Consider the following 26,475-nt stretch of genomic DNA (forward strand, 5'->3'; position numbering starts at 1 on the left):
TTTAGAAGGCAACATGCTCTCATATCAACATATTTACCACGCTGGAAATCTGGCTGATGTGCAAAAGCACGCTTTGTTGGCATGGATGCTGAAATATCTGACCCGCAAGGACAAGCCTCTGACCTATCTCGAGACGCATTCGGGCCGTGGCTTGTATCAGTTGGATGCAGCCGAGGCCGTGCGGACGGGCGAGGCCGCCGCTGGAATCGAACGGGCGCGGCGCGAAGGGTGGTTCAGCGCGGATCATCCCTTGTCAATGGCGCTAAGTATTGTTCGGGCGCGTCATGGTGAGAACAGCTATGCCGGTTCGCCCCTGATCGCTGCCAGCCTGCTGCGCGAACAGGACAGTTTGCACTTTGCCGAGTTGCACCCGCAGGAATACGCGGCACTGTCGATGACGATGTCTGCCTACGGGGCAAAGATCTACCAGCAGGATGGCTACGAACTGGCGCAGTCGTTGCTGCCACCGACACCACGCCGAGGGCTGCTGTTGATCGACCCAAGCTATGAGGTGAAATCGGAGTACGATCGCTTGCCTGGGATCATTTCCAAGCTGCACCGCAAGTGGAACGTTGGGGTGATTGCGTTGTGGTATCCGATCCTGTCCGACGGGCGGCACAAAGCGATGGTTGAGGCGCTGGTAAAACAGAACCTGCCGAAAGCCGAATGTCATGAAGTCCGGTTTCCGGCCGCGCGCGAAGGGCACCGCATGATCGGTTCCGGAATGTTCGTTGTGAACGCCCCGTTTGGGTTCAATGAGGAAACCCGTCGGCTGGATTCACTCTTTGCCGGGCTTTAAGACGCCTGAATACATGCGTCGGTCGCATTGACCTCCACCCTATACACGCACAGGGTGTTTTTTGAAAATTCCTTATGACAATGGGGTTTTCGGCCCTAGAATTCGGGCGAGGAGGGGTGCCATGGATCGCCGACTTGCTACGGTTCTGGCTGCCGACATGGTCGGGTACAGCCGTTTGATGGAGAACGATGAACAAGGCACGCTGGCGCGGTTGCGCACGCACCGAATAGAACTGATTGATCCGGCCATCGACAAGAACAGGGGCACGATCATCAAGACCACCGGCGACGGGATGCTGGTCGAGTTTTCCAGCGCCAGCGATGCGGTTACCTGCGCGGTCGAGGTTCAGAACCGGATGCTGCGGCGGAATGCAGATGTCCCAAGGGATCAACGCATACAGTTCCGGATTGGCATCAATCTTGATGAGATCATTTTCGAAGACGGCGATATCTTTGGCAGCGGCGTAAACATTGCCGCCCGGTTGGAGCAGTCAGCCCATGCCGGAGGTGTGGTGATTTCGGGCACAGTGCATGATCAGGTGTCTGGTCGACTTGAATTTCAATATCAGGACTTGGGCAATCTCGAACTAAAGAACCTGTCTCAACCCGTCCATGCTTATCGTGTCGAGTTGGATAGACCTTCTGACGACGTCGAGCCGATAGAAGAAGCAGACACCAAGGTCGTAAAGCCTTCGATCGCGGTTTTGCCTTTCGCCAACATGAGCGGCGACACCGAGCAGGAGTTCTTTGCAGATGGTCTGACCGAGGACCTGCTGACCGAACTTAGCCGAAGGCACGAGTTGTTCGTAATCTCTCGAAATTCCAGTTTTGTCTATAAGGGACAGGCCGTGAATGTGCGGGAGGTCGGTGAAAAACTGGGGGCGCAGTACATTGTCGAGGGCAGTGTGCGAAAGGCCGGAAACCGGGTGCGGGTCACCGTTCAGCTTATCGACAGCGATAATGACGGGCACGTCTGGGCCGAGAAATACGACCGCGATCTGGACGACATATTTGCGATTCAGGACGAAGTGATTTCCGCTGTGGTCGCCACCTTGCCGGGGCGGATCGAAGCATCGCAGCAAGAGGGTCTGACGCGCAAGACACCCTCCAGTTTCGCAGCGTATGAATGCGTCTTGGCGGCCAAGGTGCTGCACCATCGCAGCACGCGCCAAGCGAATGTCGAAGCGACCGAAATGATCGACCGGGCAATCAAACTGGATCCGGATTATGCGCATGCCCATGCCTGGAGCGGTTGTATCCGTGGACAGGCCTGGGGGTACGGCTGGTGTGACGACCGCGAAGCGATGCTGGCCGAATGCGAAGAGGCCATACTTAAGGCAGCATCGCTGGATGACAACGACGCTGACGTGCATCGCCTGATGGCGGCGGTAGAGATCTTGCGAAACAATCTTGGGCGTGCGCGGTACCATCAGGAAAGAGCGTTGTCTCTGAATCCCAATTACGATCTTGTCGTTGTCCAGATGGGAGAGTTGTTGACCTGGTCAGGCCGACCCGACGAGGGGGCGGAATGGATACAGAAAGCCATGCGCCTGAACCCGCATCACCCCGCCCGGTTCTGGAGCCATCTGGGAAAGGCGCGGTTCTGCGCCAAAAACTATCATCAGGCGCTAGATGATTTCGGACGTTTGCCGTCTTTGGACATGGTCCAAAACGCCTATGTTGCGGCTTGTCATGCCTGGCTTGGAAATGATGCCGAAGCGCGCGAACATGCCGAGGCAGTCGAGGCCGCGCAACCAGACATCAGCATCGAGGATATCGTCGCAACCCTGCACTATTCCAAGGAAGACGATCTGCACCATTTCGTTCGTGGCTTGGAAAAAGCCGGTTTGGCCTGACGCGCCAAACGAAAAACGGCCCGCTTGTGCGGGCCGTCCGGTTTATGTCAGATCCTTGTAGCTGATCTCGCGGGCGTCCGCGCCGGGGCCTGCCTTTTCACGTCGCATGATCAACCGGTTCAGTGCGTGGATATACGCCTTGGCGGATGCAACGACTGTGTCGGTATTCGCCGATTGCCCCGTTGCGATCATGCCGTCTTCTTCCAGCCGCACGGACACAGTGGCCTGCGCGTCGGTGCCTTCGGTTACCGCGTGAACCTGGTACAGTTGCAAATGCGCCTTGTTGGGATAGATCGACCGGATCGCCTTGAAGGTCGCGTCCACCGGTCCGTCGCCATGTTCCGTCGCGATGATGTCCTTGCCGTCCATTTCCAGCTCGACCGTCGATTCCGCCTGACCCCCGGTGCCACATGTGACTTTCATGGACACCAGTTGGAGGTAGTCGTCATGCTCATCCATGGTCATCAGCGCGATGAGGTCGTCGTCGAACACCTCTTTCTTACGGTCGGCCAGATCCTTGAACCGCACGAAGATGTCCTTGAGCTGGTTGTCACCGACATCAAATCCCAACGTCTCGAGCTTGTCGCGCAGCGCGGCGCGGCCCGAGTGTTTGCCCAAAGGCAGAGAGGTGCCGGAGAGGCCGATATCCTCGGGGCGCATGATCTCGAAGTTTTCGCGGTTTTTCAGCATGCCATCCTGATGGATGCCGCTTTCATGCGCGAAGGCGTTCTTGCCGACGATGGCTTTATTGAACTGCACGTTGAAGCCCGACACGGTCGCCACGCGGCGCGAGATATGCATGATCTTTGTGGTGTCGATGCCCGTGGTCCAAGGCATGATGTCATTGCGGGTCCGCAGGGCCATCACGACCTCTTCAAGCGCGGTGTTGCCCGCGCGTTCACCCAAACCGTTGATGGTACATTCGATCTGACGCGCCCCGCCTGCGACAGCAGCCAGCGAGTTCGCGGTCGCCATACCAAGGTCATTGTGGCAGTGGGTGGCAAAAACTACCACGTCCGCGCCCGGAACCGTATCAATCAGGCGCTTGATCAGATCCGCGCTTTCGACCGGAGCAGTATAGCCCACGGTATCGGGGATGTTGATCGTGGTGGCCCCGGCCTTGATCGCAATTTCAATCACGCGGCAGAGGTAATCCCATTCCGTCCGCGTCGCGTCCATCGGCGACCATTGCACATTTTCGCACAGGTTGCGGGCATGGCTAACCGTTTCGTGGATCTTGTCGGCCATCTCGTCCATGGTCAGGTTCGGTATGGCGCGATGCAGGGGCGAGGTGCCGATGAAGGTGTGAATCCGGTTCTTCTCGGCGTGTTTCACCGCCTCCCAGCAGCGGTCAATGTCTGCGAAATTGGCGCGGGCCAGACCACAGATGCGGCTGTTTTTCGACCGCTCGGCGATCTCGCTGACAGCTTTGAAGTCACCTTCGGAGGCGATCGGAAAACCGGCCTCGATGATGTCGACACCCATTTCGTCCAACAGCTCGGCAATCTCCAGCTTTTCGTTGTGGGTCATGGTCGCGCCGGGGCTTTGTTCGCCGTCGCGCAAAGTGGTGTCAAAGATCAAGACGCGGTCTTGGTCGGTCACGTTGGTCATGGGAATCTCTTTCTTCTTCTGTCCTAAAGCCTATGGCGCGCGGGCGTCCTCCTCTGAGCGGGCGCGCCGGATGGCACGCTCAGAGGCGGATTAGGATCAGTAGGCCACGCAGTGACGCACCGCGGGTGGCGGTGTCGGCAACAAGGATATCTGCGCGGTTGATCATAGGATTGAGGTTATACAACCCATGCCGGGAATGAAAAGAAGGAATTTGCGTATAGCCGTCAGAAGGTTTTCATTTTCGACCCGGTTGATCCATGGGACCTGGCAGCTAGGTCACTGATGATGAAGTCAGCTCTTGTCATCGGTGCATCAGGCGGAATTGGTAGCGCTTTGTGCCAAGGATTGCGACAGCGCGGTGTATTGGCGACGGGCTTGTCCCGGTCGTCTGATGGTTTTGACGTGACAGACCCTGAAAGCGTGGATCGGGGGTTGGATAAGCAGAATGGCCCGTTTGACATGATCTTGATCGCCACTGGCGCGCTGGAGGTGAACGGGGCCGAGCCAGAAAAGACGATCAAGTCAATCTCGGCACCTGTCATGATGGATCAATTTGCACTCAACGCGGTCGGGCCGGCGCTGGTACTTGGGCACGCACATAAGTTGTTGCCGCGCGACAGGCAATGCGTCGTCGCGATCCTGTCTGCCCGCGTCGGGTCGATCGGCGATAACCGTTTGGGTGGGTGGATCAGCTATCGCGCAGCCAAGGCTGCCTTGAACCAGATCGTGCGCACAGCGGCGATAGAATTGGCGCGCACGCATCCGCAATCCATTTGCGTCGCCTTGCATCCAGGGACAGTTCGCACCAGCTTTACCCAAAAATATTCCGGACGCCATCCAACTGTCGCGCCAGAAGAGGCCGCCAAGAATTTGCTGGGCGTTATAGACCGTCTTACTCCGGCCCAGACAGGCGGATTTTTTGATTGGAAAGGTGAGACCGTGCCGTGGTGAGCGATGCTCAGTCAGCCGTGGGCGTGTCCTCTTCGGGGGTCTCTGTCGAAGGTGTTACTGCAGGCTCTGCCACGTTTTCTTCTGGAAGCACTCCGTTTTCCCAGACACCGGATTCTTCCTGACCATTGGCGTAGCGTATGGTGCCGTCACCGTGGCGCTTGTTGTCCAGAAATCCACCTTCGTACACATCCCCCGTGGCATAGGTTGCGACCCCGGTGCCGCTTATTTTGCCATCGACCCATCCACCGGTATAGGTGAAGCCGCGCGGTGTTGTGATGGTGCCCTGTCCGTGGCGTTTTCCGTCAGAAAACTCGCCGTCATACACGGTTCCGTCAGGAAAGCTGGCTTTTCCTTTTCCCTGCCGCGCGCCTTCTGCCCAGTCGCCCTCGTACCGGTATCCGTTGGCAAATGTCAGAACACCCGTCCCGTGACTGAGACCATTTTTGAACTGTCCGGAATAGACAGCGCCATTTGGATAGGTTGCCTTGCCGGTTCCTTCAAACACACCGGCAATCCAGTCGCCTTCGTAGATGATTCCATCGGAATACGTATGCATCCCTTTGCCATGCGGCAGGTCCGCGCTGAAGTCACCCACGTAGGTCGAGCCGTCGGGGTAGGTCAGTTCGCCAAACCCTTGGATCTGCCCGTCCGCCCAGTCACCGTTGTATTCGAACCCGTCTGTTCCCAGAAAACGCCCTTTTCCGTGGCGCCGGTCGTCAAGGTAATCGCCGTCGTACGTCGCGCCATTGGCATAGGTTGCCTTGCCCTTGCCCTGACGCTGGCCATCCACAAGATCACCCTCGTAGAGGTCGCCGTTCGCCTGAAGCAAACGCCCCTTACCGGTCATGCGATCTTCGGTCCATGCGCCTGTATATGTCATGCCATCGGGAATGGTCAGCGTGCCCTGACCGTGGCGTTGGCCGTTCTGGACGTCCCCCTCATACACGCTGCCCTGTGCCGACGTGATCTTTGCCTTGCCCTGTTTGGTTCCGTCCACCCAATCGCCGTCATATACGTAACCGCTTGGGTCAGTCAGAACACCCTTGCCGTGATAACGCGCGTCTTTGAATGCGCCCTCGTAGATCACACCATTTGCATAAGTCGCAATGCCGTCGCCGTTGATTGATCCGTTAGCCCACGCGCCCACATAGCTGCCGCCGTCGAGATAGATAATCTTTCCCTGACCTTCCGGCTGGCCTTTCGCAAACATGCCTTCATAGACCGAGCCATTCACATATCGCGCAACACCTTTGCCCTGAATCTCGCCCTCGGCCCATTCGCCGGAATATTCGAATCCGTTTGGCAGGCGATAGGTTCCGGTGCCGTGGCGCAAACCATTCAGGAAAGTGCCTTCGTAAACACCGCCAACTTCGTCATCCGCGACAATCACCTGACCATCCTGCGCGGAGGCGGACAGTGTCATCAAGGCCATCGCAGTTGCGGCAATCGAAGTGCGGAATGCGTTCATGGTTGTTCAGCCTGCCCGGTTATCGTCCTTTTGCGCAAAACTAAGATACCGATGGGGGCAGGGCAACGGCTTTTGCCGCATTTGTCTTTTCCTCGCGGTGCGATCTGTTAAATGGCATTAGAACAGACGAGGGCAAGAGGGCAGCATGGCCGACCGATTCCGCATCACTCTGGCGCAACTCAACCCTATTGTGGGGGATATTAACGGCAACGCCGCCAAGGCTATCGCCGCATGGGAAGACGCGCGCGAGGCCGGGGCCGACATGGTTGCGCTGCCTGAGATGTTCATTACCGGTTACAATACGCAGGATCTGGTGATGAAGCCTGCGTTTCATCGGGCTGCCATGGCTGCAATCGAAGAACTGGCTGCCAAATGCGCTGACGGACCGGCAATGGCCATCGGTGGGCCTTGGGTCGAGGATGAAAACCTTCATAACGCCTACCTGATCCTCAAGAATGGCAAGATTGGCAGCAAGGTGCTGAAGCACCACCTGCCCAACGAGACAGTATTTGACGAAGTCCGGTTGTATGACTCAGGCCCGCTAGGCGGCCCTTATTCTGTCGACAATACGCGAATAGGCAGCCCTATCTGTGAAGACAGTTGGCACCCGGATGTTGCCGAAACGCTCGAGGAAACAGGTGCCGAATTTCTGCTTGTTCCGAATGGTTCCCCATATTTTCGCAACAAGTACGATGTGCGCCTGAATCATATGGTTGCGCGAGTTGTCGAAACGGGCTTGCCGCTGATCTATCTCAATATGGTCGGTGGACAGGATGATCAGGTTTTTGACGGTGGCACATTTGGCCTGAACCCTGACGGCACACTTGCCTTCAGAATGCCGGTCTTTGACGAAGCCCTGCGCCATGTTGATCTTGAGCGTGGTGATGAGGGGTGGCGGATCGCGCCCGCTGACGTTGCGCCGCAGCCGGATGAATGGGAGCAGGACTATCGCGCGATGGTTCAATCGTTGCGTGACTATATGAGAAAAACAGGCTTCCCGAAAGCGCTGTTGGGATTGTCGGGGGGCGTCGACTCGGCCCTTGTTGCGGCAATCGCCGTGGACGCGATTGGAGCCGAGAATGTCCGCTGTGTGATGTTGCCGTCGGAATATACCAGCCAGGAGTCATTGGATGATGCCGAGGCCGTCGCCAAGGCGCTGGGTGTTCACTATGACTTTGTCCCTATCTCGGACAGCCGGGCTGCGGTGACAGAAACGCTGACGCCGCTATTTGCTGGTCGAGATGCGGACCTGACGGAAGAGAACATCCAATCCCGGTTGCGCGGGTTGCTGTTGATGGCGATCTCGAACAAATTTGGCGAGATGCTGCTGACCACTGGCAACAAGTCCGAAGTTGCCGTTGGGTATGCCACGATCTACGGCGACATGAATGGGGGCTATAACCCCATCAAGGACCTGTACAAAACGCGTGTGTTCGAGACGTGCCGCTGGCGCAACGCCAATCACCGTGACTGGATGTCCGGTCCATCGGGCGAGGTGATCCGGCCTTCCGTGATTGACAAACCCCCAAGTGCGGAACTGCGCGAGGATCAGAAAGATAGCGATAGTTTGCCGGATTATCCTGTTTTGGACGCGATTTTGGATATTCTGGTGGATCAGGAGGGGTCTATTGCGGATTGCGTCGCGGCTGGTTTCGATGGCGACGTGGCGCGCCGGGTCGAGCATCTGATCTATGTCAGCGAATACAAACGCTTTCAGTCCGCGCCGGGGACACGTTTGACCAGCCGTGCCTTTTGGTTGGATCGCAGATACCCAATTGTGAACCGCTGGCGCGACCGATCCTAAAGGTATCGCGGGCCGCAAAACGTCTATTTTCGGATACAAACTACCCCCATTCATCGAACTGTTTCCAAATCCCATGGGTTTGTGGCCGCTTCCCTTGGGAGCAGGGGTGGCTGCTTGATGATCTGACATCTTTTCGCCATAGTTTTGTTGAATTATCGCCTCATGTGGGGCGGGTGTGACGCATTGCACTGGGCCACGAGCCTTTGACAGCTATCTGGCCAAATGCGGAACACTGATATGGGTTTTGGTTGTAATGGTCTGGTACGATTATGCGTGAGGAATACGATAAACCTCTCCACTCGCCTTTGCCGTGGAAGTCGATGGAATCCGAAGGGCAAACGCTGGACGAGGCGAAGATTGACACTGTCATAGCCGACCTCCTGAGCGAGGAGACCTCTTTTCGGGCGGTCCAACCCGAATTCGCGCGGCCCACTGAAACCGCAGAGTTGGACGCCGAAGACGAAAAGGTTGACGATCCCTCGGAAACGGTCATCGGTTTCACGTCTGCCCTGCGCCAGAAATGGGCTGAATTGGTCGGCGCTGCCTGAACGTTTCGGTCGCGACTAGAAGCGAAGCGTGCGCAGCGGCCACATATCATCAAAATAGTGTCAAACTCGACTTCGGTCGTATTGCTTCGGCACGATTGAAGGGCATTCATTGCTGTCGGAGCAATGAATAATGAGCGGTAAATGCCCGTCCCGAAACCTATTCCTGTCGAACCTGATCTGAGCTTACCCAAAGCCGTGGACGTCGTTGTCATCGGGGGCGGGATCATCGGCTGTGCTACCGCTTTGGAGCTGTCAGAACGCGGCTTGTCGGTGTTGCTTTGCGAAAAGGGTCATATCGCTGGCGAACAGAGCTCTCGTAATTGGGGGTGGGTTCGATTAGGGCTGCGGGATCCCCGGGAAATTCCGCTGATGATCGAATCTCAGCGTCTGTGGGATGACCTGGACCGTAGGACCGGTCGAAGAACTGGTTTTGTCCGCTCGGGAATTTTGTTTGGTGCATCGGGCCCCCGCGACCGCAACAACCTAGAGCGCTGGCTGACCCATGTAGACGGGCTGCAGACAGGTGCAAGAATGGTGTCCGGGGCAGACCTGAAAGAGCTTTTGCCGGGGTGTTCCACAGAGTTGGAGTGGGCCTTGCATATGCCGCAGGACGGCCGTGCCGAGCCGCAATGGGCCGCGCCTGCCATGGCCGAAGCTGCGCGCGACCGAGGTGCCTCGGTGATGACCAACTGCGCGGTACGCAGCGTGGATGTGCAAGGCGGTCGCGTCGCAGGTGTCTTCACCGAAAGGGGGCGTGTGGCCTGCACACAGGTCGTGCTGGCCGGCGGTGCCTGGTCGCGTCTTTTTGCTGGAAATGCGGGGATCGACTTGCCGCAACTCAAGGTGTTGAACACGGTGCTGCGCACTTCGCCCGCTGACGGACCTGAAACGGCATTATGGTCTGATGACTTTGCCATAAGAAAACGCGCGGACGGGGGCTATTCCATTGCCTCGGGGCACGAAAACACGGTCGATATCGTTCCTGACAGTTTTAGGTTGGCGCGGCGATTTCTGCCGGCCTACAGGCAAGAGTGGCGGTCGCTGCGGTTCCGCTTTTCCAAACGATGGGCGGCTGAGGCACAACAGGGCCGGAGGTGGCTGCCCACGGATGTCACGCCGTTTGAACATTGCCGCGTTCTGGACCCGGAACCGTCACGCAAAGTTCTGAGACAGGTTTGGTCACGGGCCAGCAAAAGCGTACCTGAATTGAAGCAGGCAGAGATTGTTCAAAGCTGGGCGGGCATGATTGATGTGACCCCAGATGCAATTCCGGTCATGTCGAGCGTCGACGAGATGCCCGGAATGTTCATCGCCACGGGATTTTCGGGCCACGGGTTCGGTATCGGGCCCGGGGCAGGGCGGTTTATGGCCGATCTTGTGACCGGAGCCGCCCCATGCGTGGACCCGGCCGCGTTTCGTCTGTCTCGGTTTACAGACGGCTCGAAGGTGCGGCCGGATCCTGGATATTAGGGGTTAGCCCATCATCTGATAGCTGACCGGGACAAAGCGGAATCCGTCGCCGCGGGTTTCGACAAACCCTGCTGACGGGAAGGGCATGTGATACCCGATCATCGGTACTTTGTCTGCGGCCAGCATTCCCAGCACGTTGCGCCGTGACTGCGTCGCTGCGGCTTTGTCCATGTCAAAACGGACCTCCCATTCCGGATGCGCGAAAGACCAGACATAATGGTTGGCCAGATCAGCGGTCAGCACCAGACGCTGGCCGTTGCTTTCCAGATGATAGACCGTGTGGCCCGGTGTATGTCCATATGCAGCCACGGCGGTAATGCCCGAGGTGACCTCGCCGCCGTCCTCGAGGAACGACATTTTCTCGGCCTGCGGGGTGACTTTGGCGGCCACCAGATCGCCAACGCGGTTCCCGGCGTCTTGCGCGGCCCAGAAATCATATTCCGGCGATGCGGTCACGAAGCGCGCATTTGCAAAGGTGGGCGCATCGTTTGTGGTCATGCCGCCGATATGGTCGGGGTGCATATGGGTGATCACAACGACGTCGATCTGATCTGTAGACACCCCCGCATCCGCCAGCGCGGCCTGAATGCCGCCTTGGCCCAGCCCTGTGTCGAACAGAACCAGCTCGGACCCTGTATTGACAAGCGTCGGGGTGAAGAAGAACTGTGCTACGTCGGGTGAGATGAAATTATCGGCCGAGACCTTGGCGAAATCCTCATCCGAGGCGCCTCCGCCAAAGATTTCCTTGGCGCCATCGCGGGGCAGACTGCCATCCAGCAGGGTTGTGACGGTAAAATCACCTAGTTGAAAGGATTTGGCGATGGTCGAGTTGGCCTTGGTTTCAGTTCCCGCAGCCAGAAGCGGGGTTGCCGCTGATGCAAACGGCAAAGCAGCCGCAGCGCCCAGAGCGGCCCGGCGGGTAAGTTTAACGGTCATTTTTGATCTCCCTGTGTATCCCAGCAGGTGAAAGATAGGTCGTCGATATCAACTTGCCACTTGAAGTTACCGTGAACGGGGCCGTGGCTGGACAAAACGCCCATCCTGTGACAAGAGCCGCGCCAACAGGAGACACCTATGACAACCACCCGTTTCGCCCCGTCGCCCACCGGTTACATCCATGTGGGCAACCTGCGCACCGCACTGATGAACTATCTGATCGCCCGCAAGGCTGGCGGCACGTTCATCTTGCGCATCGACGACACCGACCCCGAGCGTTCGAAGGAAGAATATGTCGACGCGATCAAACAGGATCTGGAGTGGCTGGGCCTGCATTGGGACCGGGTTGAGCGTCAGTCTGACAGGCTGGACCGCTATGCCGAGGCCGCCGACAAGCTGCGTGAGATGGGCCGGTTCTATGAGGCGTTCGAGACCCCGACCGAGCTGGATCTGAAGCGCAAGAAACAACTGAATATGGGCAAGCCTCCGGTCTATGACCGCGCGGCGTTGAACCTTAGCGATGCTGAAAAAGAGGCCCTGCGCGCCGAGCGTGGCAACGGCGTCTGGCGCTTCAAGCTTGATCACCAGCGGATCGAGTGGAATGACGGCATTCTGGGCGACATCTCGATTGATGCGGCATCGGTTTCTGACCCAGTGCTGATCCGCGGCGACGGGCAGGTTCTTTACACAATTGCGTCGGTTGTTGATGACACTGAGATGGGTGTGACGGACGTGGTGCGTGGCTCGGATCACGTGACCAACACCGCGACGCAGATTCAGATCATTGAGGCGCTGGGCGGCACATGCCCGCGCTTTGCGCACCATTCGCTGTTGACCGGCCCTCAGGGTGAGGCGCTGTCGAAACGTCTGGGCACGCTGGCGCTGCGCGATCTGCGCGAACAGGGTGTGCAGCCGATGGCTCTGTTGAGCCTGATGGCGCGTCTGGGCTCGTCCGATCCGGTCGAATTGCGCTCGGACATGGCCGAACTGATTGACGGGTTTGATATTGGCCGTTTCGGTGCGGCCCCGACCAAGTTCGACGTGCAGGACCTGTTCCCTCTGACTGCAAAGCACCTACAGTCTTTGCCGCTGGCGGATGTTGCCGACGCCGTGGCGGACGCTGGTGTTCCGACGGAACTGGCTGAACCCTTCTGGGCCATGGCACGCGAGAACATCACCACGCTGGCCGACCTGAAAGGCTGGTGGGAGCTGTGCCGCGATGGGGCCGAGCCATTGATCGCTGACGAAGACCGTGAGTTCATCGCCGAGGCTGTTGTGCTGCTGCCCGAAGGTCCGTTCGATGGGGAAACCTGGGGCCAATGGACGAGCGCCGTGAAGGAGGCCACAGGCCGCAAAGGCAAAGGTCTGTTCATGCCCTTGCGCAAGGCGCTGACGGGTATGGAACGGGGTCCCGAGATGGCCGCCTTGTTGCCATTGCTGCAAGTGATCCGCGCGCGGGGGTGATGAACGCGCCTTGTGGCGCGTGTCTCCGACGGAAGTATTTTTGAACAGAAGAAGGGCCGGGGTTTGACCTCGGCTTTTTTATTGGGCGTTAACGATGGTTGCAGAGAGATGCTGTAGGCGGTCGTCGACAAAGCGCGTTTCGTCGGGTTTGAGCTGTTGGTGGCGCGGGTAACGTGGTTCGACCCGATCGTTCAGGATCGGCGCGTCCCACCCGTCAGTGGTGGTAAAGAAACGTTCGGCCCCTTCTTCGCCAAAGGCGCGCAGATACCCCTGAACGACGACGTCAATATAGCTGAGCAATAGCGGGTGTTGGTCCGTCGGCTCGCCGTGCCGTTCATGCGGAACGGCATATACGGCGATCTCAACATCGTGGGTCAGGGGATGCGAGATGGAATGCGTCGCGGGTACGCGGTCGTAGGCCCATTCCCGTTCATCCAGTGCGGCCCAATCGTTTTTGGGAACATGGGCGATCATGCCATCGATTTCAGAGTCTGCGTCCGGAACCGCAGTCAGAAAAGCGACTGGTCGCAGGTCCGTATGCTTCCATGCGCGTCGCCACCCCTTTAGCCGGGCGGGGCGGGGATCGGGAAAGTCGTGGGTGGCGAGGTTCACGAGGCTGCCGTAGCCAAAGAAATAGGGATCTGCCATGTTTTCCTGTGTTCTGCTGGGGCAATTGATGTATGTCAAACCGCCTTTTTGCCAGACATGCAATAAGATCCCATCTTGAAATTTGGGAGGCCATCATGCGCATCACCAAAAGGACGAACATAGCAGTGCGCCTGTTGATGTATTGTGCGGCGCATCAAGACAGGTTGGTGACCAAGTCCGAGATCGCCGAAGCCTGCAATATCTCGGAAAACCATCTGGCGCAGGTGATCAATCAACTTAGTCAACTGAATTATCTCAGCACGCAACGCGGGCGGAACGGTGGTCTGGCGCTTGCGCGTCCGGCCGATCAGATCCGTATCGGGTCGGTTTTCCGCCATGTGGAGGGCAACCTGCCGCTGGCAGAGTGTTTTGCGGATGCCGATAATACCTGTCCGTTGACAGATGCCTGCCGGTTGCGACTGGCGCTGCAGGATGCGGCCGAAGTATTCTATGCCTCGCTGGATGAGATCACTTTGGACGCGCTGGTGTGTGACAACGACCAGTTGTTGAAAATTCTGCAACCGGTGGCCTGTGCAAGGTAAGTTTAATCGCTGGCTCGCAGTATGCGGGCCGGGCGCACCGCAAGGGGGCGCAGGGCAAAGACAAGGCCCGCGCCCAGGGTCACGAAGATACCGGCCAGTACGATGCCGATGGCCGAAGGCCAAATAACGGTAAAATCCGCGTCAAAGATGAATGTCGCCACGGCCCATCCCCCCAGAACACCGGCCAGCAATGCGACGGAGCCTGCCGCAGCCCCCAGAAGTACTGCGCGCAGGGCAAAGCTCAGCAAAATGCGGCGTCTGTCGGCGCCCAGTGTCTTAAGGATTGCGGCCTCATACCTGCGGGCGGGTTCGCCTGCGGCGGCTGCGCCGATCAACACCAAAAAGCCTGTCAGTAGCGAAACACCTGCCCCGTAAGACGTTGCCGCCGCCAGACCTGCCAAGAGGCCCGACACTCGGTCGATCGCATCGCGCACGCGGATCGCGGTGATATTTGGAAACTGCCCGGCCAGATCGCGCAGAATGGCGGCTTCGGCCTGTTCTTCGGCATAGACGGTGGCGATGAAACTATGCGGTGCACCGGCAAGGGCTGACGGGTTCATGGACATGATGAAACCTATTCCTGCGGTCGAGAAATCTACTTCACGCAGTGAGGTTAATTTGGCCGTAATATCACGCCCCAGAATGTTGACCGTCAGTTCATCACCGAGCTTTAGGCCCATTTCCTCAGCTTCTTCGGCTGCAAAGCTGACTTGGGGGCCGCCCGAGTAATCTTCTGGCCACCATTGGCCTGCGGTAATCCGTGTGTTTTTTGGGGGCAGCGCCGAATACGTCACGCCGCGATCGCCATCCAGAACCCAATGATCACCAGCTGTGTCCCGCGCCGGGCGTCCGTTGATCTGGGTGATGATGCCCCGCAGCATCGGTGCGCTCTCTACGCGGGTGACGGCTGAATCTTTTGACAATCGGTCAGAAAAGCCGGGCATCTGGTCTTTCTGAATGTCGACGAAAAAGTAGGATGGTGCCACGTCCGGCAGGTTTCCTGAGATTGCATTGCGCAATGTCCCGTCGATTTGTCCGACTGCCGCCAATACAGAAAGACCCAATCCCAAGGACAACACGACCGAAGCTGCGCCTTCGCGGGGGTTGGAAATCGCGGCCAGCGCCCAGCGTAGGGCGGGGCGACCACGGGCCGGTTTCGCCGCGAGGCGTGAAAGCCTACGGATACCCAGTGCAGAAAGCGACAAAAGAAGTAGCGCGGCAATCAACCCTCCGCTGGTCCACAGCGTCAGGCGCGCGGACCCGCTGAACCACGCTGCGGCTGAAATCAGCAGCACCAGACCAATGCCAGTCGCAATCACATACACTGGGCGGGGCAGAACCCTTGCCGAGGTCAGGGCATCGCGAAACAAGGTTGCGGCGCGGACTTCTTCTGTTCGGGCCAGTGGCCAAAGTGTGAATAAAAAGGCAGTCAAAAGCCCGTAGAGCGCGGCCTCTGCCAAGGGCTGCGGGTAGAGTGAAAAAACAGCGGGTACAGGCAGGCGGGCTTCGATCAAAGGCGCCAAGACCAGAGGCGCAACTCCGCCCAATATCAGGCCCATCACGATGCCAATGCCGGACAGGATACCGATCTGGATCATATAGGTTTGAAAGATGGTTGCTTTATCTGCGCCCAATGTCCGTAGGGTTGCGATTGTTTCGGTTTTCTGGGCGAGATAAGCGCGCACTGCGGCGGAAACACCGATGCCGCCGACTGCCAGACCGGACAACCCGACCAAAACCAGAAAGGCGCTTAGTCGGGCGACGAATTCGGAAATTCCCGGTGCTCCGTTTCGTGCGTCGGTCCAGCGCATGCCAGTTCCGTCAAAGAACGTCTGTGCACTTGCCGATAGCGTTCCGAGATCAGCGTCTTGCGGCAGCTCCAACCGGTATTTTGTTGAAAACAGCGTTCCCGGTGCCAGCAGTCCAGACGACTGAAGATCCTTTGTGCGGACCATCGTTCGCGGCCCCAACCCAAACCCATCTGCGGCCCCGTCCGGCTCATGCAGCAGGGCTGCCATCAATACAAAGTCCTGAGTTCCAAGCGTAACCTGGTCGCCTGTCGACAAACCTAACCTGTCGATCAGAATTCGATCCATGACGGCACCGGGCAGCGCCCCTTGCCCATCCATCGCGACAGAGAGCGGCATCTCGGGTTCCAACACGGGCGACCCCAAAAGCGGATAGGCGTCATCAATAGATTTCACCTGTGTCAGGGCGCGTTGCGTTTTGCCGTTCAACTGGACAACGGCCATTGAGCGGAAATCTACGACTTCGGACAGAGCTTCTGCCGTATTCTGCATCCAGGCGCGTTCGTCGTCATTGGCAAAGCGGTAGGTGAACTCCAACTGGGCATCGCCACCCAAAAGGGACGCGCCTTCTTTGGACAGTCCAGTCTGGATGGCGTGGCGAACGGATCCGACTGCGGCGATTGCCGCGACCCCTAACGCCAGACAAGCGAGGAATACTTGAAACCCCCGCAGCCCACCGCGCAGTTCGCGACGCGCCAAACGCGCGGCAAGGCGCAGGCTCATTCTGCGGCCTCTTGCTGCGTGTCTTCGGTTATGCGCCCGCCGCGCAACCGGATCACCCGGTCACATTTATGGGCCAAGCTGTGGCTGTGTGTGACCAGTATGAGGGTGGCGCCATGTCGATCCCGTAGGTCGAGCAGCAAGTCAACAATCGCAGTACCGTTTGCTTCATCCAGATTTCCGGTGGGTTCGTCGGCCAGCAATATCTGAGGGCGCGGCGCGACGGCGCGTGCAAGGGCGACGCGCTGTTGCTCACCGCCCGATAGTTGCGCGGGGTAGTGATCCCGACGATGCGCCAGCCCGACGGCCTCTAGTTCCGTTTCTGCCCGCGAGAAGGCATCGCGATGTCCGGCCAGTTCCAACGGCGTGGCGACGTTCTCTAAGGCCGTCATCGAGGGGATGAGGTGGAAGTTCTGGAAAACAACACCCATCGCGCTGCGCCTGAAACGGGCCAGTGCGTCTTCGTCCATGTCGGTCAGATCGTGATCCAGCACGGTAATCCTGCCGCCTGTTGCCTGCTCCAACCCGCCCATCAGCATCAGCAATGACGACTTGCCCGACCCGGACGGGCCAACCAGACCCAGCGTTTCCCCCTTGTTTACCGATAAATTGATGTCGTGCAGAATATCCACCCGACCGGCATTGCCATCCAGCGACAAAGCAGCATTTTGAAGCGAGAGTACTGGTGATGTCATAGGTCAATCCAATCGGAGGCGGTCAATTGGGATATGGAGCGGTTGGGATTTTGCGCAAGGCTTTGATGTCGGGCGCGTTTGCGTGCTGCGGCTTTGCGGTCACAGCCGAAACCGTTGTGATCGCGGCTTTGGGCGACTCGTTGACCCAAGGCTATGGGTTACCCGAACAGGAGGGATTTGTTCCGCAGCTTTCAAGCTGGCTTCGGGACAAAGGGGCCGACGTGCGGCTGATTAACGCCGGAGTGTCCGGCGATACCACCGCGGGTGGGGCGTCGCGTGTCGGTTGGACCCTGACGCCCGAGGTGGACGGAATGATCGTCGCATTGGGTGGGAATGACCTGTTGCGGGGGATCGACCCGGCCGTGTCACGCTCTAACCTCGAAGCGATCTTGCAGGCCACGGACGCCGCAATGGTCGAGGTCCTGCTGGTCGGCATGCAAGCGCCGGGAAATTACGGCGCGGCATATAAGTCAGAATTTGACGCAATTTACCCCGATCTGGCCGCACAGTTTCAGACCGGATACGCTCCGGATTTTTTCGCGGGATTGGTGGCAGAGGGCGATCCGAATGCCATCCGCGCTTACCTCCAGCCCGACGGCATCCACCCGAACGCCAAGGGTGTTTCTCTGATTGTCGAGGCGATCGGCCCAAGTGTTCTGGACCTGGTGAACCAGATCAACGACTGATCAGACCACCGTCACAACGGTTCCGACCGGAACACGCTCGTACAGGTCGATGACGTGCGCGTTCAGCATTCTGATGCACCCGTTCGAGGCCGCTGTTCCGATCGTCTGCGGCTGCGTCGTTCCGTGAATTCGGAAATAGGTGTCGACTCCGTTCTGGAACAGATAAAGAGCGCGGGCACCCAATGGATTGTCGCCCCCACCCGGTTGGACATAGTCGTTGTCCTTGAAGCGGGCATATGTCCTTGGTTCCCGTTCAATCATCTCTTCGGTCGGCCGCCAGGTGGGCCATTCTTTCTTGACGTCGATCGTAGCGGTTCCGGTGAATTCCAGCCCGGCCTTGCCGACACCGCAGCCATAGCGAATGGCCTTGCGCGGTTCGGTGACGTAGTAGAGGTAGAAAGAGCGCGGAACCACCAACAACTGGCCCGGCAGAAATTCTTTCTTGATCCGCACATATTGCGGCGTGGGATCGTATTCGACGGCTTTTTGCTTTGCCGTGGCCATTCCGGGGATCAAGCAGGTGGCTGCGGCTGTGGTAACGAATGTGCGACGTGTGAACATGGTGGTTCTCTTCAAATTAACACGGAAATCATAACGATAATGTTGAATGATATCCGATCCGGTCAATCACCGGGACAGAGTAACCGAAAAGTGATGTATTCCTGCGGACACAGTATCGTCGTGGTGCCGCCGGTCGAAAAAACAAGTCGAAAAAGAAAAAGGGCAGGGGATTATCCCTGCCCTTGGAACGGCTTACGCCAGTTCGATATTGTCAGCGCTTTCGCGGCCGTCACGACCCGAGCGCAGTTCGTACGTGACTTTTTGGTTGTCGGCCAGACCGGTGAGGCCCGAGCGTTCGACGGCCGAGATGTGCACAAAGATGTCTTTGCCGCCATCTTCGGGTGCGATAAAGCCGTAGCCTTTGGTGGTGTTGAACCATTTAACGGTGCCTGCAGGCATATCCGTGTCTCCTGTTTAGTGCTGCCCACGTGGATGCGGCAGCCTGGCGTCGTCGGTCTGGATCGAGTGACTGAGCGCCGTAGAAGGAGACAGTAGGTCGAAATAGAAAAACGTAAGCCCTTTGGATATGGCATTGGGGTGGGCGTGTGGCAAGGGTGTATGATTTCTGAGTACGTCGAAAAACTCGTCGAGTTTGGTTTGTTCAGAAAAAGCTTAATGATGGTTGGAGCTCTGGTATTAACATTCCACAGTATTTTTCCTGACAAAAATTAGCGGCCTCACTGTTTGCTAGGTGGAAATCAAAACGTGATTGGAGAGCAGGTTGTTTAGGTATTTGTCGACAATTCTATTTGTTACGTCAGCTTGCACGCATGTGAACTACGATGACATCGCGGCAGGTGAAATTAAAGGTTCCCTAACTCTTCTGGGGGTCGATGAAACCCAAAGAGGATCAGGCGACGGTACCTTCGTTTTCGTGCCGAACAAAGACCCTTTGCGTATGGAGCGCCATGATCCCCGTGCTACGGTTCCCGAGATTCGGCCGCAAATCATGTACACCGATGGCGGATCAATTCCCAAAGCCGCCCAAGCGCTGAAAGGGTTTTCACCGTGGGGTTACGCGCCGGCTTATATGCTCCATGATTGGCTTTTTGTCGCTCGTAAATGCTTGAATGACAATGACGCGACCGCAGAAGAGCAAAAGATGGAGAGCGTGACATTCAAAGAAAGTGTGCGGATTGCGGTTGAAGCAATAAAAGGCCTGGAGGACAAAGGAACGGTCACCGCCAATCCTATAGCACCAAGAGTCATCGCTGCGGCGATTTCCAGTGGCATTTCCTACCGCCTCTGGAATGAAAAAGGCGCCTGTAAGAAAAATCGTATAAAGCCAAAACATCTTGGCCAAATTGACAAGGCTTTACCCGGATTAATCGACCGTAAGTTACTGCCCGCAGATCGCTTTGATAAATCCACTCAACCCGCGAAAATCATAACTACATTCTCATTTGACTAAAAAAGGGTCGACCAAGATTGGTCGACCCTTATTTGTGGTTGGGTTTTAATGGAGCGCCCGATTATCTAGCAAACTTCTTATGCTTCAACCGCTTGGGTTCCAGCGCGTCCGGTCCCAGACGGCGCTTTTTGTCCTCTTCGTAGTCCTCGAAGTTGCCCTCGAACCACTCAACATGCGCGTCGCCTTCAAACGCCAGAATATGCGTGCAAATCCGGTCGAGGAAAAAGCGGTCGTGGCTGATGACCACGGCGCAACCGGCGAAATCGACCAAGGCATCTTCCAGTGCGCGCAGGGTTTCGACGTCCAGATCGTTGGTCGGTTCGTCGAGCAGCAGGACGTTGCCGCCCTCTTTCAGCAGGCGGGCCATGTGGACGCGGTTGCGCTCACCGCCGGATAGAAGAGAAACCTTTTTTTGCTGGTCGCCGCCCTTGAAGTTGAAGGACGAGCAATAGGCGCGGGAATTGACCTGCGCGTCGCCCAGTTGGATGATCTCGGCCCCGCCGGTGATCGCCTCCCACACCGTATCGTTGTCGGCAAGGTCGTCGCGGGATTGGTCGACATAGGACAGCTCGACCGTGTCGCCCAGCGTGATGGTGCCGCTGTCGGGCTGTTCCTGACCGGTCAGCATCTTGAAAAGGGTCGATTTACCGGCACCGTTGGGGCCGATGACGCCGACAATGCCGCCGGGAGGCAGGGCGAAGTCCAGCCCTTCGATCAGTTGCTTGTCGCCCATGTGTTTCGACAGACCTTCGACCTCAATCACCTTGCCGCCAAGGCGCTGGCCGTTGGGGATGACGATCTGGGCGCGGGTCAGCTTTTCGCGTTCGGACTGCTCGGCGAGCTCGTTATAGGCGTTGATCCGGGCCTTGGACTTGGCTTGACGGGCCTTTTGGCCCTGACGCATCCATTCCAGTTCCCGTTGGAGCGTCTTCTGCTTGGACTTGTCCTCGCGGGCTTCCTGCTCCAGCCGTTTGGCTTTTTGTTCCAGCCATGCAGAGTAGTTGCCTTCGTAGGGAATGCCGCGGCCGCGGTCGAGTTCGAGGATCCAGCCGGTGATGTCATCCAGGAAATAGCGGTCGTGGGTGACGATCAGGATGGTGCCCTTGTAGTCGATCAGGTGCTGTTGCAGCCAGGCGATGGTCTCGGCGTCCAGGTGGTTGGTCGGTTCGTCCAGCAGCAGCATGTCGGGTGCTTCCAGCAGCAGTTTGCAGAGCGCCACGCGGCGCTTCTCACCGCCCGAGAGGTTGGCAATATTGGCATCGTCCGGCGGGCAGCGCAGCGCCTCCATCGAGACGTCGATCTGGCTGTCGAGGTCCCAGAGGTTTTCCGCGTCGATCGCGTCCTGCAGGGTGGTCATTTCCTCCATCAGCTCGTCCGAGTAATTCTCGGCGATCTCCATGGCGATCTCGTTAAACCGGTCAACCTTGGCCTTTTTCGCGGCTACACCCAGCATGACGTTTTCACGCACGGACAGCAATTCATCGAGCTGTGGCTCCTGCGGCAGGTAACCGACCTTTGCACCCTCGGCGGCCCAAGCCTCGCCAGTAAAGTCCGTATCGAGGCCGGCCATGATTTTCATCAGCGTCGATTTACCCGCGCCGTTGACGCCGACGACACCGATTTTTACGCCGGGCAGAAAACTGAGGTGGATGTTTTCAAAGCACTTCTTGCCACCGGGATAGGTCTTGGAGACACCCTGCATGTGGTAGACATATTGATAGGCAGCCATGTCGCGTCCTCTGGGTCGGGGAAATCAGGTTAGACCGCTAGATATCCAAGCAAGGCGGGCGGGGCAAGCTGGTGACTTTGTGAATTTCATTTGGAAATGTCGCGGGGTAAATGAACAGGAGCGACCGAGGGCTGTGTATTGAGCGGATTGGCGGAATTAATTGCGGGTTGGGCAATTCCCGGCCGGATCGAATGGATCGGATTGCGCCCTGATCGCCGTTCAGAAATGATTCAGAAAAATGAAGTCTTTATTTCTGACGAAGGGCTTTCAGGTGATCGCAGTCGCGCGGGCAAGCGGGCGGTCACGCTAATTCTGCAGGAACATCTGGCCGCGATTGGCTCGTATTTGGGGCGCGGGCCGGTTACGCCGAAAATCCTGCGGCGCAATCTGGTGGTTTCGGGGATCAATCTGGCCGCGCTCAAGGGGCGTGAGGTGCAGGTGGGCGAGGCCATCTTGCGCTTTACCGTGATCTGTGCGCCGTGCAGCCGGATGGAAGAGGCGCTGGGCAAGGGCGGATACTCTGCCGTGCGTGGACACGGCGGTTGGTGTGCAGAAGTGGTCCGGCCCGGGCGGGTCAAGCTGGGGGATGCAGTGAAACCTGTTGATTGACAAGCTGCCACAGTTCTGAACAACAGCAAGGGATGTTTCGACACGATATTCCATTTGCGCGACCCGGGCGGGTCGTTGGGCTGTTTGGCGGGTCATTTGATCCACCACATCAGGGACACGTGCATGTGACGCTTGAAGCGATGAAAGCCTTTGGTTTGGATCAGGTCTGGTGGCTGGTGACGCCGGGAAACCCGTTGAAAGATCAAGGGCCCGCACCGTTGGAGCGCCGGCTTGCGGCTGCGGGTGAAGTTATGCAGCACCCTCGCGTTGCGGTTACGGGTATCGAGACCCTTACTGGTACGCGGGCGACATCAGATACCCTGATGAAATTGCAGAAGCTTTATCCTGGGGTCCGGTTCGTATGGTTGATGGGGGCTGATAATCTGGCTCAGTTCCATCGGTGGAAAGATTGGCGGTTGATCATGGACAGTGTGCCCGTTGGCGTTGTCGCGCGCCCGGGTGACCGGATATCTGCCCGAATGTCGCCTGCGGCGCGGATTTATTCCAAGTATCGGATCGACGGGCAGGCTCGGCATTTGCTTGGGCGGGCTGAGGCCCCGGCGTGGTGTTTCGTGAACGTGCCGATGGTCCATGTCAGTTCAACCGATCTGCGGTCTCGGGGCGCTTGGGCGAATGAGGTGTTGCCCGAATAGCCCCAGAGGGCGCATAATGATCTGTGACCGGTTGTGCGCCTGTGATCTCTGGGATTTTAATTGACCCATGGCTGATCGTTTTTCACGTCGTAAGTTTTTAGGAGGGCTTGGCGCCGCCTTTGTCCCAGTTGCGGCCTTCGGTAATCCGCCCAAAGTATCGCTGAGACCGCAGCTTCGCGGAGCGCAGCCCAACGGGGCCGAGCGCCTGATCAAAGCAGCCGGTCTGAAAGGTGAAGTTGCCTTTGCCGTTGCCGATGTGGAAACCGGGGCCGAGTTGGAAGCGGTTGGCGGTAATCTGGGTTTGCCCCCGGCCAGCGTGGGCAAAGCTTTGACGGCCCTTTATGCATTGGATGTGTTGGGTCCTGACTATCGGTTCGAAACAAAACTGGTTGCGGACGGGCCGGTTGAAAATGGTGTCCTGAAAGGCGATTTGGTTCTTGTTGGCGGTGGTGATCCGCTGTTGGACACTGATGCGCTGGCGACGATGGCGGCTAATCTGCGTGAGGCGGGTGTCATCGAAGTGCGCGGCGCGTTCAAGGTGTATGACGGAGCCTTGCCCTACGTGTTCAGCATTGACCCCGGTCAGCCGGATCACTTGGGTTATAGCCCGGCCGTCAGTGGAATATCTCTTAACTTCAACCGGGTACATTTTGAATGGAAGCGCGAGGGGACGGACTACGACATTGCGATGGACGCACGAAGCGCGCGGTATAATCCAGCGGTCGATATGGCGACTATGCGGGTCGAGGGGCGCAAGACTCCGATCTATACCTATGAGCCAAGCGCGCGGCAGGATCGCTGGACTGTCGCTAAGGCCGCACTGGGCAATGGGGGGGCGCGTTGGTTACCTGTTCGCAAGCCCGCCCTTTACGCGGGTGATGTATTCCAAACACTGGCCCGGTCTAATGGGATCGTACTGGACCGCGTTCAGGTCACGCGCGAGATGCCTCAGGGTACGGACCTGGTTGTTCATTTAAGTGATCCGCTTGACGGTATTCTTCGTGGGATGCTGAAGTATTCGACCAACTTGACCGCTGAATTGGTTGGAATGACAGCGTCGAAAGCACGGGGCGCAGACCTTCAGACCTTACCGGACTCAGCCGCAGAGATGAATCGCTGGGCTGCCGAGACATATGGCGTAAACGGGATCGCCATGGTTGATCACTCGGGCCTTGGTGATGCGTCCCGTGTCGCCCCCGAAGATTTGGTCAAGGCGCTGATCGAAGCACAAAAAACCGGTGCCCTTCGGCCCTTGTTGAAAAAGTTCACTTTGGCAGACAGCCAGGGGCGCCCAGTCAAGGACCACCCAATCAAGGTAGACGCCAAAACCGGGACGTTGAATTTTGTGTCCGGGTTGGGCGGGTTCATCACGACGCCGGATGGGTCCGAGCTGGCGTTCGCCATCTTCACGGCTGATGTTGATCATCGGGCCACGATCCCACGGGCCCAGCGCGAGCGTCCGCAGGGCGCGCGCAGTTGGAACAGTCGTTCTCGCAGATTACAGCGCGCCTTGATCGAGCGTTGGGGAACCCTGAACGGCAGTTGAAATCAGGTAGTGTGACGCGCCCGTGCGCCCCGTTCGATTGCGGCGGCGTGCAGCCTGTCGATGTTCAATTCGTACCGGATTTCTTCCAACAGGCGCAGCTCGGTTTCCGCAAGAGATCCATCAGCCGCGGCAACATCGCAAGCCAGAGCATAGGCCGTTTCGTGCAGACGTTCGGGCAAGTTGTCCCGGATCAGACCGAAAAGCGCATCCAGCCCGTCTTCTTGTTCGAACAGGTCAAATACGATTTGCGAAACACGCCGTGTCCGGTCGATGTCGTATTTGGCAAAGACCGGCAGCATGTTCACCGCGCCTTCGATTTTGACCAGTTCAGCAGTGCGTATGGTTTCGTCAGAGGCAGAGATCGCAACCATGATCGCGACAAGGCAATCTTGGGGGGACATAGGATGAGGTACTTGATCGGTCATGGTGTCGTCCTGATTAGGCTTTCTGCATCCGCACGATAGGAGGGCTGGCGGGCAGGTTCAACGGATTTTGCTTTGCCGCTGTTAGAGAATGGGCAAAGGCCCGCGTGTTTTTGTCTGGCGCAGCACAAAATTGCTGCGCGTGTCGCGAACCAAACCGGATTTTAAAAGGCGTTGCATGATGAAATGCTCAAGCTCTTCTGGGGTTTTGGCATAGACCTTGAGGATAAAGTCGTGATCCCCGGTAATTGAGGCGCACTCGACAATTTGCGGTTCGGTTTCGATCAGGCGCAGGAAGGCGTTGATGCTGTCTTCCTGATGTTCGCGCAGGGCTACATGGACATAGGCGATTGCGTTCAGCCCAACGGACTTGGCGCGTATCTGAGCCGTATAGCCCGCGATAATACCGACGGCCTCTAGATCGCGCACGCGCCGCCAGCATTGTGACGCGGATAATCCTGTTCGGTCAGAAAGCTCCTGCATGGACAAACGACCATCGGCCTGAAGCTCTTGCAGAATGGCGATATCGGCGGTTTGAAGATTTCGTGTCATATTTTTCACTTTTTCGACATGTATCTGCCAAAATATCGAAATTTCCGGATGAATCCAAACCAAATCTCCCGTTCGACGTAGCTAAAATTCTCTTGAGGAGGAAACGTGATGCCGAAGTCGACCAAATACGTCGCCAAAGTCGCCGATGCGCGCGGACATATTGCCTATTCGCCGGAAGAGGACGCCGTTTGGGCCGATCTCTACGCAGCTCAAGAGGCAAATGTTCAACGTTATATGGCTCAGGATTACCTGGACGGGTTGGCTCGTCTGGATATGCCGAAAACGTCCGTACCTTCTTGCGCCGCAATCTCAGAGCGGCTTTTGGACCTTACCGGTTGGCGGGTGCAGCCGGTGCCTGCCCTGATTGGGTTCAAAACCTTTTTTGGTATGTTGGCCGACCGCGTTTTCCCAGCCGCATCCTTTATCCGCTCGCGCGTGGATTTTGATTACATCGAAGAGCCCGATATTTTTCATGAGATCTTTGGCCATACTCCCTTGCTGAGTGATCCGCGCTTCGCCGCCTTTAGCCATGCGATTGGCAAGGCCGGTGTTCAGGCCGGTGCAAAGGACTATTCGTGGCTGATCCGCCTTTACTGGTTCTCGATCGAATTTGGTTTGCGCCGTCAAAACGGCCAGATCAAGGCGCTTGGATCGGGTCTTGCCTCGTCGCCGACAGAGTTGGTCTATGCCGTGGAAAGCGACATACCTGACCGGGATCCGTTCGACGTTCTTACGATCCTGCGTACCCCTTATCGGATCGACATGCATCAAATGGGCTATTTCGTGCTAAACTCGCCCGAAAACCTGTTTGAGGCCGCCGACCGAGACCTGTTGGCTGATGTACGGCAAGCGCAGACCCTTGGGCTGCTGCCGAACAAATTTCCGGAAAAAGTAACTGCAGCGGAGTGAATGAAAATGACCCTATCTGGAGAGACGTGCAGCCTATCAGACCGGACCTGTGTGCCCTGTTCTGGAGGAATCCCACCT

Annotated in this window: 25 protein-coding genes; 14 read left to right on the forward strand and 11 right to left on the reverse strand. The window is 57.6% G+C overall.

Annotation, left to right across the window (positions count from 1 at the left end; genetic code table 11):
* Positions 1-13 precede the first annotated feature (13 nt).
* A complete protein-coding gene (locus ACT2B1_RS03940) occupies positions 14-799 on the forward strand; it encodes a 23S rRNA (adenine(2030)-N(6))-methyltransferase RlmJ (protein WP_171239851.1) in 786 nt (261 codons plus the stop codon).
* Between the two features lie 121 nt (positions 800-920).
* Positions 921-2,654 (forward strand): adenylate/guanylate cyclase domain-containing protein, encoded by a 1,734-nt coding sequence (locus ACT2B1_RS03945; RefSeq protein WP_171122470.1) that lies wholly within the window; start codon positions 921-923, stop codon positions 2,652-2,654.
* Between the two features lie 42 nt (positions 2,655-2,696).
* On the opposite strand, the gene ACT2B1_RS03950 is transcribed toward ACT2B1_RS03945, so the two are convergent.
* On the reverse strand, positions 2,697-4,265 hold the full coding sequence (locus ACT2B1_RS03950; RefSeq protein ID WP_481668595.1) for a 2-isopropylmalate synthase: 1,569 nt from the start codon (positions 4,263-4,265) through the stop codon (positions 2,697-2,699).
* A 285-nt stretch (positions 4,266-4,550) separates the two neighbouring features.
* Here ACT2B1_RS03950 and ACT2B1_RS03955 point away from each other — a divergent pair, with 285 nt between their 5' ends.
* Complete coding sequence (locus ACT2B1_RS03955) at positions 4,551-5,216, forward strand: SDR family NAD(P)-dependent oxidoreductase (protein ID WP_171239849.1); 666 nt, start codon at positions 4,551-4,553, stop codon at positions 5,214-5,216.
* Between the two features lie 7 nt (positions 5,217-5,223).
* Here ACT2B1_RS03955 and ACT2B1_RS03960 read toward each other — a convergent pair whose 3' ends face one another.
* Positions 5,224-6,684, reverse strand: a complete 1,461-nt coding sequence (locus ACT2B1_RS03960) for an MORN repeat-containing protein (protein ID WP_171239848.1) — start codon at positions 6,682-6,684, stop codon at positions 5,224-5,226.
* Between the two features lie 145 nt (positions 6,685-6,829).
* Here ACT2B1_RS03960 and ACT2B1_RS03965 point away from each other — a divergent pair, with 145 nt between their 5' ends.
* From ACT2B1_RS03965 to ACT2B1_RS03975, 3 genes are all read left to right on the forward strand, one after another.
* A complete protein-coding gene (locus ACT2B1_RS03965; protein WP_481668596.1) occupies positions 6,830-8,488 on the forward strand; it encodes an NAD+ synthase in 1,659 nt (552 codons plus the stop codon).
* 269 nt (positions 8,489-8,757) lie between these two features.
* Entirely contained in the window at positions 8,758-9,036 is a 279-nt protein-coding gene (locus ACT2B1_RS03970) for a hypothetical protein (RefSeq protein WP_171122459.1), read from the forward strand.
* Between the two features lie 141 nt (positions 9,037-9,177).
* Positions 9,178-10,506, forward strand: a complete 1,329-nt coding sequence (locus tag ACT2B1_RS03975; protein ID WP_481668597.1) for an NAD(P)/FAD-dependent oxidoreductase — start codon at positions 9,178-9,180, stop codon at positions 10,504-10,506.
* A 3-nt stretch (positions 10,507-10,509) separates the two neighbouring features.
* On the opposite strand, the gene ACT2B1_RS03980 is transcribed toward ACT2B1_RS03975, so the two are convergent.
* A complete protein-coding gene (locus ACT2B1_RS03980) occupies positions 10,510-11,442 on the reverse strand; it encodes an MBL fold metallo-hydrolase (RefSeq protein ID WP_171211810.1) in 933 nt (310 codons plus the stop codon).
* A gap of 138 nt (positions 11,443-11,580) precedes the next feature.
* Between ACT2B1_RS03980 and gltX the strand changes: the two genes are divergently transcribed.
* Entirely contained in the window at positions 11,581-12,906 is a 1,326-nt protein-coding gene (gltX, locus tag ACT2B1_RS03985) for a glutamate--tRNA ligase (RefSeq protein ID WP_481668598.1), read from the forward strand.
* Positions 12,907-12,984: 78 nt separating this feature from the next.
* Here gltX and ACT2B1_RS03990 read toward each other — a convergent pair whose 3' ends face one another.
* On the reverse strand, positions 12,985-13,554 hold the full coding sequence (locus ACT2B1_RS03990) for a gamma-glutamylcyclotransferase family protein (protein ID WP_171122451.1): 570 nt from the start codon (positions 13,552-13,554) through the stop codon (positions 12,985-12,987).
* 95 nt (positions 13,555-13,649) lie between these two features.
* On the opposite strand from ACT2B1_RS03990, the gene ACT2B1_RS03995 reads away from it, so the two are divergent.
* The gene (locus ACT2B1_RS03995; RefSeq protein WP_171122449.1) at positions 13,650-14,096 is read left to right on the forward strand and encodes an RrF2 family transcriptional regulator; all 447 of its coding nucleotides are present in this window, start codon (positions 13,650-13,652) and stop codon (positions 14,094-14,096) included.
* A 2-nt stretch (positions 14,097-14,098) separates the two neighbouring features.
* Here the strand turns inward: ACT2B1_RS03995 and ACT2B1_RS04000 are convergent, their stop codons facing one another.
* A complete protein-coding gene (locus ACT2B1_RS04000; protein ID WP_481668599.1) occupies positions 14,099-16,627 on the reverse strand; it encodes an ABC transporter permease in 2,529 nt (842 codons plus the stop codon).
* The gene (locus ACT2B1_RS04005) at positions 16,624-17,319 is read right to left on the reverse strand and encodes an ABC transporter ATP-binding protein (protein WP_481668600.1); all 696 of its coding nucleotides are present in this window, start codon (positions 17,317-17,319) and stop codon (positions 16,624-16,626) included. The genes ACT2B1_RS04000 and ACT2B1_RS04005 overlap by 4 nt, the downstream gene beginning before the upstream one ends.
* Positions 17,320-17,384: 65 nt before the next feature.
* Here ACT2B1_RS04005 and ACT2B1_RS04010 point away from each other — a divergent pair, with 65 nt between their 5' ends.
* A complete protein-coding gene (locus tag ACT2B1_RS04010; RefSeq protein WP_171239961.1) occupies positions 17,385-18,005 on the forward strand; it encodes an arylesterase in 621 nt (206 codons plus the stop codon).
* Here ACT2B1_RS04010 and ACT2B1_RS04015 read toward each other — a convergent pair whose 3' ends face one another.
* Together ACT2B1_RS04015 and ACT2B1_RS04020 are read right to left on the reverse strand one after the other, a co-directional pair.
* A complete protein-coding gene (locus tag ACT2B1_RS04015; protein WP_171239842.1) occupies positions 18,006-18,566 on the reverse strand; it encodes a L,D-transpeptidase in 561 nt (186 codons plus the stop codon). It lies immediately after the preceding gene.
* Positions 18,567-18,758: 192 nt separating this feature from the next.
* Entirely contained in the window at positions 18,759-18,965 is a 207-nt protein-coding gene (locus ACT2B1_RS04020; RefSeq protein ID WP_170378838.1) for a cold-shock protein, read from the reverse strand.
* A 373-nt stretch (positions 18,966-19,338) separates the two neighbouring features.
* On the opposite strand from ACT2B1_RS04020, the gene ACT2B1_RS04025 reads away from it, so the two are divergent.
* On the forward strand, positions 19,339-19,977 hold the full coding sequence (locus ACT2B1_RS04025; RefSeq protein WP_481668601.1) for a hypothetical protein: 639 nt from the start codon (positions 19,339-19,341) through the stop codon (positions 19,975-19,977).
* A 61-nt stretch (positions 19,978-20,038) separates the two neighbouring features.
* On the opposite strand, the gene ettA is transcribed toward ACT2B1_RS04025, so the two are convergent.
* Positions 20,039-21,706, reverse strand: coding sequence for an energy-dependent translational throttle protein EttA (gene ettA, locus ACT2B1_RS04030; RefSeq protein ID WP_481668602.1), 1,668 nt, complete (start codon positions 21,704-21,706; stop codon positions 20,039-20,041).
* A gap of 138 nt (positions 21,707-21,844) precedes the next feature.
* Here ettA and ACT2B1_RS04035 point away from each other — a divergent pair, with 138 nt between their 5' ends.
* The 3 genes from ACT2B1_RS04035 (at position 21,845) to dacB (ending at position 24,514) form a co-directional block, all read left to right on the forward strand.
* A complete protein-coding gene (locus ACT2B1_RS04035) occupies positions 21,845-22,315 on the forward strand; it encodes an MOSC domain-containing protein (protein WP_171239841.1) in 471 nt (156 codons plus the stop codon).
* A gap of 32 nt (positions 22,316-22,347) precedes the next feature.
* Complete coding sequence (locus tag ACT2B1_RS04040) at positions 22,348-22,968, forward strand: nicotinate-nucleotide adenylyltransferase (protein ID WP_171122435.1); 621 nt, start codon at positions 22,348-22,350, stop codon at positions 22,966-22,968.
* A gap of 67 nt (positions 22,969-23,035) precedes the next feature.
* Positions 23,036-24,514, forward strand: a complete 1,479-nt coding sequence (gene dacB, locus ACT2B1_RS04045; RefSeq protein ID WP_481668603.1) for a D-alanyl-D-alanine carboxypeptidase/D-alanyl-D-alanine endopeptidase — start codon at positions 23,036-23,038, stop codon at positions 24,512-24,514.
* A 2-nt stretch (positions 24,515-24,516) separates the two neighbouring features.
* Here dacB and ACT2B1_RS04050 read toward each other — a convergent pair whose 3' ends face one another.
* Together ACT2B1_RS04050 and ACT2B1_RS04055 are read right to left on the reverse strand one after the other, a co-directional pair.
* On the reverse strand, positions 24,517-24,939 hold the full coding sequence (locus ACT2B1_RS04050) for a tellurite resistance TerB family protein (RefSeq protein ID WP_171239839.1): 423 nt from the start codon (positions 24,937-24,939) through the stop codon (positions 24,517-24,519).
* 81 nt (positions 24,940-25,020) lie between these two features.
* Complete coding sequence (locus tag ACT2B1_RS04055) at positions 25,021-25,488, reverse strand: Lrp/AsnC family transcriptional regulator (protein WP_171211819.1); 468 nt, start codon at positions 25,486-25,488, stop codon at positions 25,021-25,023.
* 108 nt (positions 25,489-25,596) lie between these two features.
* Here ACT2B1_RS04055 and phhA point away from each other — a divergent pair, with 108 nt between their 5' ends.
* On the forward strand, positions 25,597-26,397 hold the full coding sequence (gene phhA, locus ACT2B1_RS04060; protein ID WP_481668604.1) for a phenylalanine 4-monooxygenase: 801 nt from the start codon (positions 25,597-25,599) through the stop codon (positions 26,395-26,397).
* Positions 26,398-26,475 lie beyond the last annotated feature (78 nt).

Source organism: Ruegeria sp. S263, assembly GCF_056780525.1.